The sequence below is a fragment of the Kocuria cellulosilytica genome, assembly GCF_040981245.1.
Classification (GTDB): Bacteria; Actinomycetota; Actinomycetes; order Actinomycetales; family Micrococcaceae; genus Kocuria; species Kocuria cellulosilytica.
Genome location: NZ_JAVFWZ010000010.1, coordinates 63,135 through 78,798 on the forward strand (window position 1 = coordinate 63,135; position 15,664 = coordinate 78,798).

Here is a 15,664-nt window from a genome sequence, read left to right on the forward strand (position 1 = left end):
GCCGCGATATTACTGTCTGGTACTTCTCGGGCAGCACCGGCCCCCACGCCGGTGCAGCGACTCCCATGATCCGTTCCCCGGCGGTCGGGGGTCGCCTTCTGCGCCTCGGCGCGGCGAAGTGCTCCTGCCCTCTCCCGGGCAGGAGCACTTCGTGCCGAGGATCCGGGTCGGCGGCCGACCGCCGGACCGTCGAGCGGTGTGCCCCGACGGCTCGGCGGTCACCGGCGGTAGGAGGCCCCGCGGTGGTCATCGGCCAGCCGCGGACCGGCCCCGGTCAGCGCCTCGCGCAGCGTCCTGCCGGCGGGGAGGGCCCCGGGCTCCGGCAGCAGGCCCCGGCGCCGCAGCTCGGGCGACACCATCGTGGTGAACCGCTCCAGGTCCGCCGGCCGCACGGCCGCCGAGATGTTGAAGCCGTCGACTCCGGCCTCCTCGCGCCAGCGCTCCAGCTCGTCCGCCACGGTGCCGGGGGCGCCGGCGATGACGGGCCCGCGGCCGCCGATGGCCACGAACTCGGCCAGGTCCCGCACCGTCCAGGTCCGGTCGGGGGACAGCGAGGTGAACGCCGCGAGCGCGGACTGGTTGGCGTCGGTGGCCACGTACTCGAGCGGCGCCTCGGGGTCCGCCCCGGAGAGGTCGACCCCGGTCCAGCCGCCGAACAGGGACAGCGCCCCCTCGATGTCCACGTGCCGGCGGTACCCCGCCAGTCTGGCGTGGGCCTCCTCGTCGGTCTCGGCGACCACCACCGTGGCCATGGTGAAGGTCTTCACGGCGTCCTCGTCCCGCCCCCGCTCGGCGAGCTCGGCCCGGACGCCGTCGGTCCACCGGCGCACGAGCTGCGGGGTGTTGCCGATGAAGAAGATGGCCTCGGCGTGGTCGACGGCGAACTGCTGCCCGCGCTTCGAGGCGCCGGCCTGGAACAGCAGCGGAGTGCCCTGGGGCCCGGGGTGGGTCAGCGCGTGGCCGGGCACGGAGAACCAGGTGCCCTCGTGGCCGACGGGGTGCGAGAGGTCGGGGTCCACGAAGACCCCGGCGGCGGCGTCGGCCTTCACGGCCCCGGGCTCGAAGGATCCCTCGAGGAGCTTGTACATGACCTCCATGTACTCGTCGGCGCGGTCGTAGCGCTCGTCGTGCGGGATCTGCCGGTCCATGCCCAGGTTCCGGGCGGCGGAGTCCTGGTAGGAGGTGACCACGTTCCACGCCACCCGGCCGCGGGTGAAGTGGTCCAGGGTCGCGAAGGTGCGGGCCAGCAGGTAGGGGGCCTCGTAGGTGACCGAGGCGGTCACCCCGAAGCCGAGCCGCTCGGTCGCCGCGGCCATCGCCGGCACCGCGACGAGCGGGTCGAGCAGCGGGTACTGCACTCCCCCGCGGGCGGTGGCCTCGGTCCCGCCGCCGTACACGTCGTAGACGCCCGGGATGTCGGCCAGGAACAGCGAGGCGAAGCCGCCCTCCTCGAGGGTGCGGGCCAGGGACGTCCAGTACTCGAGCGTGTCGAACTGCGTGACCCCGGCCTCGGGGTGGCGCCACAGTCCCGGTGACTGGTGCACGGGCACCATCATGTCGAAGGCGTTCAGCAGCAGGGGGCGGGTCATACGGTGCTCCTCGCGGGGGTGGTCTCGGAGGTGGTCCCGGCGTCGGCGGATCGGATCGCGCCGAGCACGGTGCGGACGTCGTGCAGGTCGGTGAGCTCGGTGCCGCGCTGTTCGCGGGCGGGGTCCTTCGCGGCCAGGGCGGCGACGATCGAGAGCACGGCCAGCCCGGAGAGGTAGCCGGCGATCAGCCACGGGGTGCCCCCGCCGGCGGCGAACAGCAGGGCGGCGATCATCGGCATCAGCCCGCCGCCCAGGACGGTGCCGACCTGGTAGCCGAAGCTCACCCCCGAGTAGCGCACGTGCACCGGGAACTGCTCGGCGAACCAGGCCGCCTGCGGCCCGTAGATCGCGTCGTGGACGAGGTTGATGCCCAGGATCACCACGAGCGGCAGCAGGGCGAGCGGACCGGTGTCGAGGAAGGCGAACAGCACCCAGCCGAAGACGCCGATCGCCGCGTAGGCGGTCACCGAGACGACCTTGCGGCCCACCCGGTCGGAGAGCCAGCCCCAGAAAGGGGTGGAGAACAGGCCGATGGCCGAGGCGATCATCACCGCGGTCACGCCCGCGGCGCTGTCCCCGCGCACGTCCCGCAGGTAGGTCAGCATGTAGACCGTCACCAGGTAGTAGACGGCGTTCTGGGCCAGGCGCAGGCCGATCGTGACCAGCAGCGGGCGGCGGTGGTGGGTCAGCAGCTCCCGCAGGGGCGCGGTGGCCACGTTGCCGGAGGCCCGGTGCGCCAGGAACTCCGGGGCGTCGGCCACGCCGAGGCGGATCCACAGGCCGATCGCCACCAGCAGGGCCGAGAGCAGGAAGGGGATGCGCCAGCCGTAGGCGGCGAACTGCTCCTCGCTCATGACGTTCTGCACGATGAAGAACGCCCCGGTGGCCAGCAGCATGCCGGCCGAGGACCCGATCTGGGTGAAGGACCCGAAGAACCCGCGGTGCCGGGCCGGTGAGTGCTCCACGCTCAGCAGCGCGGAGCCGCCCCACTCGGCGCCGGCGGACAGGCCCTGGAGGATGCGCAGGACCACGAGCCCGACGACGGCCCACCAGCCGATCACCTCGTAGGTCGGCAGCAGCCCGATCAGGGTGGAGGCCACGCCCATGAGCATCAGGGAGGCCACCAGCAGGGCCTTGCGGCCGATCCGGTCGCCCAGGTGCCCGGCGACGATCCCGCCCAGGGGCCGGGCGATCACCCCGACCGCGAGCGTGGCGAAGGACGCGACGATGCCGCCGAGCTCGGTGGCCATGGGGAAGAACTGGACGTTGAAGACCAGCGCGGCGGCGGTGCCGTAGAGGTAGAAGTCGTACCACTCGATGGTGGTCCCGGCGAAGGCCGAGGCCAGGACGCGCTTCTTGCCGTGGACGATGCTGCTGCGTCCCGGGGCGGCCGTGGTCGTGGTGCTCATGGGTCAGGCTCCTGGGGTTCGGTCGGCGGGGGTCCTCGCGTCGCCGATGGCGTTCAGGCCCTCCGGCAGGGTGCCGTTGATGAGGTAGTCGCCGAGGGCGCGGGCACGGAAGGCGATCGGGTTGTGGGTGGCCACGGTCTGGGCGTTGCGCCAGTGCCGGTCCAGCCCCTTGGCCGTGGACGTGGCGGAGGCGCCCACGGTGAGGAACAGGTCCTGGGCCGCGCCGAGCGCCAGCTCCGGGACGGTGACCTGGGCGTGCTCCACGGCGATCTCGGACTCGTGCAGTGCCGCCGGGAGAGCCCCGGTGAACTCCGGCCGGTCGGCGCCGGCCGCTGCGGCGGCGGCGATCCCGGCGTCCAGGGCACGGGCGGCGTGCAGGACGGTGGCCTCGGCGGCGAAGGCCTTGGCGGAGATCCGGCCGGTGGCCTCCTGGATCAGCGGGTCGTCGCGGAACGGCAGGCCGAGCCCGGTGTTGAAGGTCCGCCGGCGGGCGGCGATGGTGTCCACGGCGTCCCGCCGGGCGGCCCGGGCGATGCCGGCCAGGACGGCCAGCAGCACGAGCTGGAAGAAGGCGGCCTCGTGGACGGCCTCCGCGCTGCCGGCGGTGCGGTCCAGCACGGCGTCGTCCGGGACGCGCACCCGGTCGAAGACCGCGGTGCCGGTGCCGGTGAGCTTCTGCCCGAAGCCGTCCCAGTCGTCCTCGAGCGTGACGCCCTCGGCGTCCGTGGGGACGACGGCGAAGCGGCGGCCGTCCCGGCCGTCCAGGGCGGCCGAGACGCGGGTGTAGTCGGAGAAGACCGAGCCGGTGGCGTAGTACTTCCGGCCGGTGAGCTCCCAGCCCGCGGCGCTCCGGCTCAGCACGGTGTTCAGGGTGCCGAGCGCGTTGCCGCCCTTCTCCGTGGAGGCGTTGCCCACGGTGGCCCCGGCCAGCACCCGCGGGTACCAGACCTCCTGGAGCTCAGAGGGCAGGAAGCGCAGGGACTCCACGAAGCCGGAGTGGGAGCGGTAGAGGTGGGCGATGTTGGAGTCGGCCTCGGCCAGGTCGACCAGCAGCCGGGTGAAGTCCTCGAGGCCGACCTCCGGACCGCCGTGGGCCGCCGGGACGCGCAGGGCGCCGAAGCCGGCCCGGTCCAGCCGGCGGACCTCCGCGTGGGGCAGCACGCGCTGGAGGTCCCGGTCCAGGGAGCCGGCGGCGATCTCCGCGAACAGGGGCCGGAAGTGCTCCTGGAGCCCGGCGTAGTCCCGGGGCAGGCCGGCGGCGGGGTTCGTGCCGGCGCGGGAACGGACAGCGGTCCTCTCGACCGTGGTGCGGGTCATGCGGTGGTCCTCTCGGTCGCACCGAGGAGGCCGGTCGCGCCAGGGCCGGCCCGGTGACGGCAGCGCCGGGCGCCGACGTCGGGGACCGGCTGCCGATCCGGGATCTCCATCGGTTCTGGCCTTAGCACCCTGACCCCGGAGGAGGGCGGGTTGCTGCGGCGTCGTCGAGCCAGATCTCTCAGCCGCTCTGAATGGGACGTCCGACATCGCACCAGACCAGCGGGGTCCGGGGCCAGCCGATGACCTGTGCGCGTCATCGGGTGTCACGACGACGTCACAGACGGTCATCTCGTCCGGAGTGGTGTACCGACCCGGTCGTTCGCCCAGGGAAGGAGGAGAGCGCGGCGGACCGCCTCAGTAGACCGGCTGGTCCGGGGCCACCTGCTCCACCCAGGCGAGCACCCCGCCCTCGAGGTGACGGACCCGCTCCTCCCGCCCGGCGTAGAAGGGCCGCAGCGCGGCGAGCGCGGTCGCGGAGCGGGCCCCGGCCTTGCAGTGCAGCACGAGGTCCGCGCCGCGGGCCTCCGAGGGCAGGGCGTCCGCGCCGCGGTCCAGGATCTCCTGCAGGGGCACGGGCACGGCGCCGTCGATGGCCACGAGCTCCCGCTCCCAGTCCTCGCGCACGTCCACCAGGGCGAAGGACGCCTCGCCGCGGGAGCGGCGCTCGAGCAGCCGGGCCAGCTCGGCCGCCCCGACGGTCTCGGCGGGGTCCGCCCCGGGCAGTGCGCAGCCGGCGGCGGGCCGGGCCACCGCGGTGACCGGGGCGGCGTCCGGGTCCGGGGCCAGCCGCATCTCGCGCCAGGTCATGGCGAGCGCGTCGTGCAGCAGCACCCGCCCGAGCAGGGGCTCCCCGGTGCCGGTGATCAGCTTGACGGCCTCGGTGACCATGACCGAGCCGATGGTCGCGGGGAGCATGCCGAAGACCCCGCCCTCGGCGCAGCTGGGCACCTCGCCGTCCGGCGGGGCCTCGGGGTAGAGGTCCCGGTAGGTGGGCCCGTGCCCGGCCCAGAAGACGCTGACCTGACCCTCGAAGCGCAGGATGGAGCCCCACACGCAGGGGGTGCCGGTCAGGGCGGCGGCGTCGCTGACCACGTAGCGGGTCGTGAAGTTGTCGGCGCCGTCAAGGACGAGGTCGTACCCGCGGACGATGTCCACGGCGTTGTCCGCGTCCAGCCGGACGGGATGGGTGCGGACCTCGACCAGCGGGTTGAGCGCTGTGACGGCCTCGGCGGCGGAGACGGCCTTGGGCCGGCCGACGTCGGCGGTGGTGTGCACCACCTGGCGCTGCAGGTTGGAGAGCGACACGACGTCGTCGTCGACGATCCCGATGGTCCCCACCCCCGCCGCCGCGAGGTACTGCAGGGCCGGGGCGCCCAGTCCCCCGGCGCCGACGACGAGCACGCGGGCGCGGCCCAGCCGCCGCTGGCCGAGCGGCCCGATCCCGGGCAGGGTCAGGTGCCGGGCGTAGCGCTCGAGCTCCTCGCGGGTCAGCTCGGGGCCGGGCGCCACGAGCGGGGGCAGCGGGCTCACGGCCGCTCCCCCACGGGCGCCCAGTCACCGCGCGGGACGTCGGCCGGGCCGGCGGCGGGCCCGTCGTCGGGGGCGTCCGTGCCGACCCGCCCGGCCATGGGCGAGGACGCGTGGGCGTGGCGGCGGGCGGGGATGCGCCCGGCCCCGGCGGCGAGCCGGCCGGCGAGCACGGCGTGGCGCATCGCGGTGGCCATCGCCACCGGGTCCTGGGCGCGGGTGACGGCGCTGGCGAGCAGCACGGCGTCGCAGCCCAGCTCCATGGCCAGGGCGGCCTCGGAGGCGGTGCCGATCCCGGCGTCGAGCACCACGGGCACCGATGCTCGGGAGGCGATGAGCTCGATGTTGTGCGGGTTGAGGATGCCCAGGCCCGTGCCGATGGGGGCGCCCAGGGGCATCACCGCCGCCGCGCCCAGGTCCTCGAGGCGCCGGGCCACGGCGGGGTCGTCCGAGGTGTAGGCGAAGACCTCGAAGCCGCGGGCCACGAGCTGCTCGGTGGCGTCGAGGAGTTCCACCACGTCGGGCAGCAGTGTGTCCTCGTCGGCGATGACCTCGAGCTTGACCCAGTCGGTCTCGAGCGCCTCCCGCCCGAGCTCCGCGGTCAGCAGCGCGTCCCGGGCGGTGTAGCAGCCGGCGGTGTTGGGCAGGATCCGGATGTCGTTGCGCTCGAGCATCGCGAACAGCGAGTCCCCCTGGCCGGGGGCGTAGCGGCGCAGGGCCACGGTGGTCAGCTCGGTGCCGGAGGCCAGCAGCGCCTGCTCGAGGGTGTGCAGCGAGCTGAGGCCTCCGGTGCCCATGATCAGCCGGGAGGACAGTTCCGTGCCGTCGAGCACCAGCGGGTCGTGCACGGGGTGGGGGTGCGGGTGGGTCACGTCAGCCTCCTTGGACGGCGGTGATGATCTCGACGGCCTGGCCCTCGGCCACGGGCGTGCGGGCCCAGCGGCTGCGGGGGACGACCGCGGCGTCCACGGCCACGGCGACGCCGAGGCGGCCGCCGTCCCGCGGGGCGCCGTCCGGGCCCAGGGCGCGGCCGACGGTCTCGGCGACGAGGTCGACGACGGTGGCGTCCTCCGCCGCCGTGTGCGGCCGGCCGTTGAGGGTGATGGCGGTCATCGGGTGCTCCTGTTCCCGGGGCCGGGCCCGGCGGCGGCCGGGGCGGGGTCCCCTCGACGGGCCTCGACGGGGCGGTCGAAGCGGTGCGGGTCGGTGGTGGCGAGGTGCTCGGCGTCGGCGCCGGGATCCGGTCCGGCGCCGCCGACGACGAGCTGCGCGGCGAGCCGGGCGGCCAGCGGGGCCAGCAGGACGCCGTGGCGGAAGTAGCCGGTGGAGACCACGAGCCCCGGCACGGGCGAGCCGTCCGGGTCGCGGACCCGCCCCAGGTACGGGATGTCGTCCGGGGTGCCGGGCCGCGCGCGGGCCAGCACCTCGACGAGCTCGAGGTCGGCGACACCGGGCACCAGCGCCTGGGCGTCGCGCAGCAGCCGGAACACGCCGCCGGCGCTGGGGCCGGCGAGGTCGTCCTCGCGGGAGGTCGCCCCGATCACCACGGTCCCGTCGGTGCGGGGCACCAGGTAGACGGGCGTCCCGTGCACCAGGCTGCGGACGGTGCGCTCGAGCAGCTCGGGCGCACCGGCGGGGACCCGGGCGCGCAGGATGTCCCCGTGCACCGGGCGCAGGGGAGGGTGCCAGCCCTCCGGCAGCTCCTCGAGGTCGCCGAGGCCGGTCCCCGGGGCGAGCACGGTCCAGGCCGCCGAGACCATCCCGCCGTCGGCCAGGCGGACGCCGGTCACGGCGCCCTCGGCGCTGCGGCGCAGCCCCGTGGCGCGGCCGTGGACGAGCCGGGCCGGCCCGCCGTCGCGCCCGCCCGGGAAGCCGGCGGGCCCGGCGCCCTCCGGGGACCGCGGGGACTCGGGGGGTTCCGCCGGGCCCGGGAACCGCGACCGCCCAGGGGATGCCGGGGGCTCCGGTGGCTGAGCGGACCCGGGAGGCTCCGAGGGCTCCGGGGCGGTGAGGGCGGCGAGCAGTCCGGCCACGAGGCCGCGCGGGTCCACCTGGTGGTCGTCGGGGATCCGGAACGCGGCGGACAGCCGGGGGCTCAGGGCCGGCTCGAGGGCCCGGGCGGCCCGCAGGCTCAGCTGCTCCACGGTCATGCCGTGCCGGGCCTGCAGCTCGCGGAGGTCCGCCAGGGCCTGCCGGTCGGCGGCGTCCACGCCGCAGACCAGGGTCTCGGTGGCCCGGTGGCCCACCGTCCCGCCGGCGGCCTGCTCGAGGGCGGCCACGAACGCCGGGTACTCGGCCGCCGAGGCGGTCATGAGGGGGTAGAGGGGCTCCTGCTGGTACTGCACCTCGCTCACCGGGGCCAGCATCCCGGCCGCGGCGCGGCTGGCGCCGGAGCCCGGCTCGGGGTCCACCACGGCGACGGAGCGGCCGCGGCGGCGCAGCTCCCAGGCGGTGGCCAGGCCGATCACCCCCGCGCCGACCACGACGACGTCGGCCCGGACGTGCACGGGCTGCTCGACCAGCGGATGGGGCGCGGTCGCCGGGACGGGGTGCGCAGACGTCACTCGGGCTGTCCTTTCCTACGGCGGCATGACCCGCATCAGGTGTGGCGGTCGGCGCTGGACGCCCTCTCAGCCCCCGGTGGGGCTCCCGCAGAACCGCTGACCTATCATCAGCGTGTGACCCAGCATACCCGTGCCGCCTCCGTCCCCGCCGACTCCGTCCCCACTGACTCCTCCCTGCACGATCCCCGGGCGGCCGCGCTCCACGCCGCCCGGCTGTACGTGTGCACGGACGCCCGCCGGGACCGGGGCGACCTCGAGGAGTTCCTGCACGCGGCGTACGCCGGGGGCGCGGACATCGTCCAGCTGCGGGACAAGAGCATCGACGCGGACGAGGAGATCGCCGCGCTGCGGCTGCTGGGCCGGGTCGCCGCCGAGTACGACGCCCTGTTCGCCGTCAACGACCGCGCCGACATCGCCGCCCTCGTGGGTGCCGACGTCTTCCACGTGGGCCAGCACGACCTCTCCCCCGCGCAGGCCCGGCAGCTGCTGGGCCCCGACGTGCTGATCGGGCGCTCCACCCACGACCTCGGCCAGGCCCGGGAGGCACTCGAGGACCCGGACGTCGACTACTTCTGCACGGGCCCCGTCTGGGCCACCCCCACCAAGCCGGGGCGCCCCGCCACCGGCCTGGAGTTCGTCCGCGCGGTCGCCGACCTCACGGAGGCCCGGCTCGCGGCGGGCCCAGAGGTCCTGCCCGTGCCGTGGTTCGCGATCGGCGGCATCGACGAGCCGCGGCTCCCGCAGGTGCTGGCGGCCGGGGCGCGCGGCGTCGTCGTCGTCCGCGCCGTCACCGAGGCCCCCGATCCCCGGGTCGCCGCGGGGCAGCTGCGCAGCCTGCTCCCCGCCTGATCCCTTCCCGGCTCCCCGCCTGCGCTCAGCACGTTCTGAGAGCATGGACCCACGGACGACGACGGAGGAGTGGCCCATGGACCCCGAGCTCGATCCCCAGGTGCGGCACGCGGTGGAGCGTCCCGCGGAGACCGCCCGCGGCCCGGAGGACGTGCAGCTGCGCGTCCGGCTGGCCGGTGAGCCCGCCCGCCGCGCGCTCGGCACCCACTGGGAGCAGGGCGCCCCGGAGGACGCCGCGCCGGGCGACGACCGGCTCGCCGCCGCCGTGCTGCTCGCCACCCTCTTCGGCGACACCTTCTGGCTGGAGCGCGCGGCCCGGCTGCCCAGCGACGTGCCGGGGTGCCCGTCCGCCCCGCCGAGCGGGCTGCTGGAGCTGACCCGGGTGCCGGGCGCCCGGGCGGCGCTGTCCTCCGTGCTCGAGCGCCCGCTGCTGACCGGGCTCCTGGAGTGGGGCACGAACCCCCTGCCGGAGCAGCCCCCGCTCGCCGTGGCGCGGGCCGCCCGGGACCTGGGCGTTCCCGACGACGGGCGCGTCTACAAGGTGGTCCGCCGCCGCGCCGAGCGCTTCCTGGCGCGGGAGCACGACGGCTCGGAGCCGCTCGAGCAGTTCGTGACCCTGCTGACCGAGGCGGAGAAGGGCCACCGCGAGGACGGCCCCGTGCTCTCGGGCGAGGCCCTGCCGGCGCCGGGCCCGGTCGCGGGACCGCCGCCCGCCCCGGCACCGCCCGCGACCGGCGGTCCCGGCGCAGGGTCGCCGCCGCCGGAGGCCCCGCCCGCGGACCCGCCCGAGGCGCCGCGGTGGGGCGTGAGCCCCGCGACGCCGGCTCCCCCGCCGCCCGGGCAGTACCCCGGCCAGGGGGCTCCCGGTCCGGGCGCACCGGGATACGGCGGACCCGGCTACGGCGCCCCTCAGTACGGCACTCCCGGGCACGGCGCCGAGCAGGGGGCGCCCGCAGGACCGGGAGCGGGTGGGCAGGGACCCTCCGGACCGGTGTTCGGCCCCGGTCCGGGCGGCTGGCCGCCGCGCCCGGCCGAGCCCGAGGAGGACGACTCCGACAACCTCAAGGCCTGGGGCATTGTCTTCCTGGTGATCCTGGGCGTCATCGCCGCCCTGATCTTCGTCCTCTGACCGGCCCTCCGGCCACGGGTCCGCCACGCGGGTCTGCCACGGCTCGGGCCGCGGCGAGCGCGGGCGGCGCGGCGGCCCGGTCACGGCGCCCGCGCCCGTGACCGGGGGCCGCCGGGAGTCCCACCGACCATTTACTTGCTTCGGAAAGCTTCTCGGGCTAGTATTGGGGACACATCAACCAATGCGCCGCCCACGCCGACGGAGAACCCCGAGATGCCGATCTTTCCCCAGAACCCCGCCCCCGAGAGCCTGACGAGGCGCCCCGCCGAGGACCTGCTGTCCGCCGGCACCCGCATGGGCGCCGTGGAGCTGCTGGTCTCCGACCTGGACACGATGGTCGCCTACTACTCGGATGCCATCACCCTCGACGTGCTCGCCCACTCCGGGGACACCGCGGTGCTGGGCCGGGACGGCCGGACGGTGGTGCGGCTGCGCCAGGTCAGGGAGCTCCCGCCGGCCCGCCGCGGGCAGGCCGGGCTGTTCCACACCGCGGTCGTCTTCGAGGACGAGCCCGCCCTGGCCGCGGCACTGGCGTCCGTGGCGACCGTGGCGCCCCGCTCCTTCACCGGCAGCGCCGACCACCTCTACAGCCAGGCCTTCTACTTCGACGACCCCGAGGGCAACGGCGTGGAGCTCTACACCGACCGCCCCCGCGACACGTGGCGGCGGGAGGCCAACGGTCTCCTGACACTGGCCTCCAACCCGCTGGACCCGAACGGCTTCCTGCAGGAGCACCTGGTCCCGCAGGACGGGCAGCGCCCGGCGGCGCCGCCCGCCACCCTGGGCCACGTCCACCTGCAGGTGGGCGACATCCCGCTGGGCCGGCAGTTCTACGTGGACGTCCTCGGCTTCGAGGTGATGAGCGACATCGGCTCCGCGCTGTTCATCGCCGCCGGCGGCTACCACCACCACATCGCGCTCAACACCTGGCAGAGCGCCGGGGCGGGCCCGCGCGCGGCCTCGCTCGGGCTGGGCCAGGTCAACATCGACCTGCCGGGCGCGGACGACGTCGCGGCCCTCGAGGCCCGGCTCGCGGACCACCGGGTCCCCACCCGGCACGACGGCGCCGTGCTGCGCTTCGAGGACCCCTGGAACACCCTGATCCAGGTGGGCGTCGCCGCCTGAGCCCTCTCCGCGTACGGATGTGCCCCCGGTCCTGGCAGGACCGGGGGCACATCCGTACGCGGAGGCCGGTGGCTCAGCCGCCGGTGAGGAGCACCAGGGCGAAGTAGAAGACCGAGGGCACCAGCAGCACGCCCATCCCCGTGAAGAACGTCGCGGTCATGGCGCCGTACGGCACGAGCCGCTCGTCCGTGGCGGCCAGCCCGCCGGCCACTCCGGAGGTGGTGCCCATCAGCCCGCCGAACGCCATGGCCGACTTGTAGTTGTCGAGCTTGATCAGCGGGGCGATGAACGGCGTGCCGATCATCACGACCACGGACTTGACCAGGCCGGCGGCCACACTGAGCGCGATGACCTCGCTGCTCGCGCCCAGCGCCGTCCCGGTGACCGGGCCGACGATGTAGGTGGCCGCGCCGCCGCCGATCGTCGCCATGCTGACCGGGTCGGTGTACCCGAACCCGGCGGCGATCGCCGCGCCGACGACGGCCGAGACGAAGACGCCCAGCAGCACGGCGAGCACCCCGGTGACGCCGGCCTTCTTGATCACGTCCAGGTCCACCCCGTAGGCGGTCGAGACGATGGCGAAGTCCCGCAGCATGGAGCCGCCCATGAGGCCGAGCCCGGCGAAGACCGCGATGTCCGCGAGCCCGCGCTCACCACCGGTGTGCAGGCCGCCGAAGTACGCGAGGACGAGGCCGACGGTGATGGCGATGGCCGAGCCCTGGAGCCGGCCGCGGGTCAGCCGCCGGGAGAAGTAGTTCGAGACCAGGATGAGCACCCCGACCACGAGGAACGCGAAGACGAGCCCGTTGGACTCCAGCAGTTCTGCGACGACGTCCATCAGGAGACCTCCTCCATCGCCTTGTCCTGCTCCCGAGGAGGCAGCGGGTCCGCCTGGCCCCCGATCCGGGCGAGCACCGGGACCAGTGCGGCCCCAGCGATGAGCGCCGCGAGCCCGACCAGCAGCGCCATGGGGCCGCCGCTCACGGCGGAGACCACGTTCTGGGTGGCCGCCATGGCCACCACGATCGGGATGTACATCGCGCTCCAGAAGAACACCCCGTGCTCGGTCGCCGAGGGCAGCATGCCCGCCCGGCGCATCCGGTGGGTGACGAGCACGAGCAGGACCATGGCGAAGCCGACACCGCCCACGTTGGCGTCGACCCCCAACAACAGCCCCAGGAATTCGCCGATGAGCATTCCCGTCAGGAAGCACCCGGCCAGTACTGCTACGCCTGTGATGATCATGTCCGCCCCTCAGCCCTTCGGTCCGGTCGGTGCCTGCTGGAACAGCGCCGCGTGCTCCTGGCGCAGCGCCGCCTTCTGGATCTTGCCCATGACGTTCCGGGGCAGTTCGCCGGCGAACTCGACCCGCCGGGGCTGCTTGAACCGCGCCAGCCGCGGCCGGATGGTCTCGAGGATCTCCTCCGCGTCGGCCGGAGCGCCGCCCTGGGGCACGACGACGGCGACGGGCACCTCCCCGAGGTCGGGGTGCGGCACGCCGACGACCGCGGACTCCCGCACGGCGGGGTGCTCGTCGATGAGCTCCTCGATCTCCTTGGGGTAGATGTTGTAGCCGCCCGAGATGATGAGGTCCTTGTCCCGCCCCACGATGGCGAGGTAGCCGTCGTCGTCGACCACGCCCAGGTCCCCGGTGACGAAGAACCCGTCGTCGGTGAACTCCTCGGCGGTCTTCTCCGGCTGGTTCCAGTACTCCCGGAACACGTTGGGGCCCGCGACCTGGATCGAGCCGACCTCCCCGGCCGGGAGCTCGGCGCTGCTCCCGCGCTCGGCCACGCGGATGCTGATGCCCGGCAGCGGCGGGCCGACGGTTCCGGCCCTGCGCTCACCGGCGTACGGGTTGGAGCACATCATGCCGGTCTCGGTCATGCCGTAGCGCTCGAGGATGGCGTGGCCGGTGCGGTCCTGCCACTCGTGGTGCGTCTCGGCGGTCAGGGGCGCCGACCCGCTGACGAACAGCCGCACGGTCCGCGCGCGCTCGGCCGTCAGGTCCGGGTGCCGGAGCAGGCGGGTGTAGAACGTGGGCACCCCCATGAGCACCGTGGCCTCGGGCATCAGGTCGAGGACGGCCTGCGGGTCGAACTTCGGCAGGAAGTGCATGGTGGCCCCGGTGGTCACCGACATGTTGACAGCCACGAAGAGCCCGTGGATGTGGAAGATCGGCAGCGCGTGGACGAGCACGTCGTCGTGCGTGTACTGCCACGCCTCGGTCAGGGTGGCGCAGTTGCTGGCGAGGTTGCGGTGGGTCAGCACGGCGCCCTTGGAGCGCCCGGTGGTGCCCGAGGTGTAGAGGATGGCGGCCGGCGCGTCGAGGTCCACGGCGGCCGGGGGCCCCGGGCGGGCACTCCCCTGCGCGAAGAGCGTGCCGGTCCGGTGCGGGCCCATCGACAGGTAGCGGACGCCGTCCGGGCTGTCCCCGGCCAGTTCCTCCTCCTCGCCGGGGGTGCAGACGAACAGGGCCGGCCGGGCGTCCTCGACGAAGTACCGGAGCTCGCTGCCGGTGTACGCCGTGTTCAGCGGCAGGTAGATCGCGCCCACCCGCAGGGTGGCCAGGTAGAGCGCGACGACCTCGGGCAGCTTCTCGGTCTTGACCGCGACCCGGTCGCCGGGCCGCACGCCGAGCGCGGTCAGGGTCCCGGCCAGCTCCTCGGTCAGCGCGTGCACCGCGGCGTAGGTCAGCCGGCGCCCGTCCGGCTCGATGCTGAGCGCCTTCTCGCCGTGTCTCTCCACGGCGTCCTCGAACAGCTGGTGGATGGTCCTCATGTCGTCTCCTCGGTGGTGGTCGGTCGGTGGGCCGCTGCCGCGGCGCGGGACGCCGGGACGGCGACCCGTTCGGTTTCGTCCCTCGCGCGCTCGTCGCTGCCGCTCGGTGCGTCGTAGAGGTAATTGACCATGAGCCCGACGGACTGGTCGAGAACGTGCGGCTCGGTGCTCGCCGGCCAGTTGATGCGGTCCACCACGGCGCCGTTGCGCAGGTGGAACCGTGCCACGCGGTCCAGGGGTCTGCCGCGGCCGTCGGTGCTCTCCAGGAGGTAGCTGCGGGCCGCGGCCACGATCGCCGGCCGGACGGCCTCGACGGCGCCGGCCGGGGCCCCGGGGCGCAGGGCGGCGTCCGCCTCCGCGGCCAGGCGCCTCCCCCCGGTCCCGCCGGCCGGGCGGGTCTCGAGCCACCGGCGGAACCCCGGCACCGGCGAGAGCGTCACGAACGTGGTGACCTCCGGGTCGTGCCGCCGCACGTGGGCGAGCACCTGCTTGATGAGGTGGTTGCCGAACGGGATGCCGCGCAGTCCCGGGAACGTGTTGTTGATCGAGTACAGCGTCGTCACCGTCCTGCCGGAGCCCTGCCCCGCCCGGTCGAGGTCGGTGATGAAGTCCGTGGAGGAGGGGATCTCCTCGGTCGCGGCCACCTCCACGAAGATCAGCGGGCGGTCCCCCATGGAGGGGTGCAGGAAGGCGAAGCACTGGCGGTCCACCGGCTGGAGCCGGGACCGCAGGTCCGCCCAGCCGCCGAGCGGATGCACGGACTCGTACTCGAGGACGTGCTCCACGAGCGAGCTCGGCGAGTCCCAGGAGAGCTCGTGCAGCTTGAGGAAGCCGGCGTTGAACCAGGACCGGAACAGGTGCAGGAAGTCCTGGTCCACCGGCTCGAGCTCCGGGTGCTCGGCCAGCACCTCCAGGAAGCGCGAGCGCATGGAGACGAGACGGAAGGTGCCGTCCTCCGCGAGGTTGAGCGCGCGCAGCAGCGCTTGGCGCGGCGACTCGCTGGCCGCGTGCAGCCGCTGGGCCGACTGCTGGGAGGGCGCGTCCCGCCACCGGGCGATGGCGTCGTCCACGGCGGCGGGGGCCGCCCCCAGGTCGCCGTGGAGGTGGCGGAAGAACGCGAGCTGTCCCTCGGGGGCGAGCCCCTCGAACCCGTCCAGCACGGCGGAGGCCAGGGTCGGCTTGAAGTGGCCGTCGCCGACGTCGAGCAGCGCGGCGCACTGCTCGGTCAGCCGCCTCGGCAGATGGGGTGACGCGTCCATGGTCAGCTCCTGACGGGAATGATGTGTACATCTCGAGCGCTGTTGTATATATCACTGCACTGTAGAGCATTCGTGTGAGCTGCACCACAGTTCGGCTGGGATAGATTTGGACCAC

At 74.6% G+C, this 15,664-nt stretch carries 14 protein-coding genes and 2 riboswitches; of the genes, 3 read left to right on the top strand and 11 right to left on the bottom strand.

Annotated features, from left to right (window positions below):
- Positions 1-218: 218 nt before the first annotated feature.
- From RCG67_RS14085 to RCG67_RS14115, 7 genes are all read right to left on the bottom strand, one after another.
- Positions 219-1,589, bottom strand: coding sequence for an LLM class flavin-dependent oxidoreductase (locus RCG67_RS14085; protein ID WP_368827155.1), 1,371 nt, complete (start codon positions 1,587-1,589; stop codon positions 219-221).
- Positions 1,586-2,998, bottom strand: coding sequence for an MFS transporter (locus tag RCG67_RS14090; RefSeq protein WP_368827156.1), 1,413 nt, complete (start codon positions 2,996-2,998; stop codon positions 1,586-1,588). Before RCG67_RS14090 ends, RCG67_RS14085 begins: the two co-directional genes overlap by 4 nt.
- A 3-nt stretch (positions 2,999-3,001) precedes the next feature.
- A complete protein-coding gene (locus RCG67_RS14095) occupies positions 3,002-4,315 on the bottom strand; it encodes an acyl-CoA dehydrogenase family protein (RefSeq protein ID WP_368827158.1) in 1,314 nt (437 codons plus the stop codon).
- Between the two features lie 103 nt (positions 4,316-4,418).
- A riboswitch (SAM riboswitch) is annotated at positions 4,419-4,513 on the bottom strand.
- A gap of 156 nt (positions 4,514-4,669) precedes the next feature.
- Positions 4,670-5,845, bottom strand: a complete 1,176-nt coding sequence (gene moeB, locus RCG67_RS14100) for a molybdopterin-synthase adenylyltransferase MoeB (RefSeq protein ID WP_368827160.1) — start codon at positions 5,843-5,845, stop codon at positions 4,670-4,672.
- Entirely contained in the window at positions 5,842-6,714 is an 873-nt protein-coding gene (locus RCG67_RS14105; protein WP_368827162.1) for a thiazole synthase, read from the bottom strand. The genes moeB and RCG67_RS14105 overlap by 4 nt, the downstream gene beginning before the upstream one ends.
- 1 nt (position 6,715) lies before the next feature.
- Positions 6,716-6,955: a sulfur carrier protein ThiS gene (thiS, locus tag RCG67_RS14110; protein ID WP_368827163.1), complete on the bottom strand. Its 240-nt coding sequence runs from the start codon at positions 6,953-6,955 to the stop codon at positions 6,716-6,718.
- Positions 6,952-8,406 carry an FAD-dependent oxidoreductase gene (locus RCG67_RS14115; protein WP_368827165.1) on the bottom strand — a complete coding sequence of 485 codons (1,455 nt, stop codon included), beginning with the start codon at positions 8,404-8,406 and terminating at the stop codon, positions 6,952-6,954. Before RCG67_RS14115 ends, thiS begins: the two co-directional genes overlap by 4 nt.
- Positions 8,402-8,505, bottom strand: a riboswitch (TPP riboswitch). Its footprint overlaps the gene before it by 5 nt.
- A 75-nt stretch (positions 8,506-8,580) precedes the next feature.
- Here RCG67_RS14115 and thiE point away from each other — a divergent pair.
- From thiE to RCG67_RS14130, 3 genes are all read left to right on the top strand, one after another.
- Positions 8,581-9,255: a thiamine phosphate synthase gene (gene thiE / locus RCG67_RS14120; RefSeq protein ID WP_438612678.1), complete on the top strand. Its 675-nt coding sequence runs from the start codon at positions 8,581-8,583 to the stop codon at positions 9,253-9,255.
- Between the two features lie 76 nt (positions 9,256-9,331).
- Complete coding sequence (locus RCG67_RS14125; protein WP_368827167.1) at positions 9,332-10,384, top strand: hypothetical protein; 1,053 nt, start codon at positions 9,332-9,334, stop codon at positions 10,382-10,384.
- Positions 10,385-10,597: 213 nt separating this feature from the next.
- Positions 10,598-11,509 carry a VOC family protein gene (locus RCG67_RS14130; protein ID WP_368827168.1) on the top strand — a complete coding sequence of 304 codons (912 nt, stop codon included), beginning with the start codon at positions 10,598-10,600 and terminating at the stop codon, positions 11,507-11,509.
- A gap of 73 nt (positions 11,510-11,582) precedes the next feature.
- Here the strand turns inward: RCG67_RS14130 and madM are convergent, their stop codons facing one another.
- Genes madM through RCG67_RS14150 form a run of 4 tightly spaced genes read right to left on the bottom strand, consistent with a single transcriptional unit; the run spans position 11,583 to position 15,549 of the window.
- Positions 11,583-12,347: a malonate transporter subunit MadM gene (gene madM / locus RCG67_RS14135; protein WP_368827170.1), complete on the bottom strand. Its 765-nt coding sequence runs from the start codon at positions 12,345-12,347 to the stop codon at positions 11,583-11,585.
- Positions 12,347-12,754 carry a malonate transporter subunit MadL gene (gene madL / locus RCG67_RS14140; RefSeq protein ID WP_368827173.1) on the bottom strand — a complete coding sequence of 136 codons (408 nt, stop codon included), beginning with the start codon at positions 12,752-12,754 and terminating at the stop codon, positions 12,347-12,349. The genes madM and madL overlap by 1 nt, the downstream gene beginning before the upstream one ends.
- A gap of 9 nt (positions 12,755-12,763) precedes the next feature.
- Positions 12,764-14,290, bottom strand: a complete 1,527-nt coding sequence (locus RCG67_RS14145) for an AMP-binding protein (RefSeq protein WP_368827175.1) — start codon at positions 14,288-14,290, stop codon at positions 12,764-12,766.
- Positions 14,287-15,549, bottom strand: a complete 1,263-nt coding sequence (locus RCG67_RS14150; RefSeq protein ID WP_368827177.1) for a malonyl-CoA decarboxylase domain-containing protein — start codon at positions 15,547-15,549, stop codon at positions 14,287-14,289. Before RCG67_RS14150 ends, RCG67_RS14145 begins: the two co-directional genes overlap by 4 nt.
- Between the last annotated feature and the right edge of the window lie 115 nt (positions 15,550-15,664).